This is a genomic window from Bacillus cereus group sp. BfR-BA-01382 (assembly GCF_022663475.1).
Classification (GTDB): Bacteria; Bacillota; Bacilli; order Bacillales; family Bacillaceae_G; genus Bacillus_A; species Bacillus_A thuringiensis_S.
Genome location: NZ_JAKUFQ010000271.1, coordinates 1 through 494, shown reverse-complemented (window position 1 = coordinate 494; position 494 = coordinate 1). Strand labels below are relative to the sequence as shown.

Here is a 494-nt window from a genome sequence, read left to right as displayed (position 1 = left end):
TTAAATATTTTGGCGGTTTAATACTTAATCCTTTTAAATTTGCTTCAGGTGATACAATCACTTTTTTAGTTACTGTATTCATAATTCATTCCTCCATTTTTAATAAAATTTGAATTGTATTAGACTCTACAAAATAATGATTTCATTAAGAAAACCTATTTATTCCTTTTAACTGATTATTTTCTAATTCCAGTTCACGTATTTTTTGTTGCAATTTTTTAATTGTGTTTATAGCCATTAAAGATGTATCTTTAACTTCTTTTTCGTACTCTTCATATTCTTCGACATTCATTAATTCAGCGTTTAAATTCTCTCTTAAATATAAATTCCATAGTTCTGAAAAAGTTTTATCAACCCTCAATTAATGCACCTTCTTTTATAAAAAAATTTAAATTGCATTAAAATACATTTTTGTTTAATTTAAACAAACACTCTCTCCACACCATCTAACTTTTCCCCTTCTTCAAAAGAGTATTTATCGACATAATGATTAT

The 494-nt window shown here is 24.7% G+C and carries 1 protein-coding gene; it reads right to left on the bottom strand.

Features of this window, described 5'->3' with window-relative positions; all coding sequences use genetic code 11:
• Window positions 1-145: 145 nt before the first annotated feature.
• Window positions 146-361: a hypothetical protein gene (locus MR160_RS33890; protein WP_242299230.1), complete on the bottom strand. Its 216-nt coding sequence runs from the start codon at window positions 359-361 to the stop codon at window positions 146-148.
• Between the last annotated feature and the right edge of the window lie 133 nt (window positions 362-494).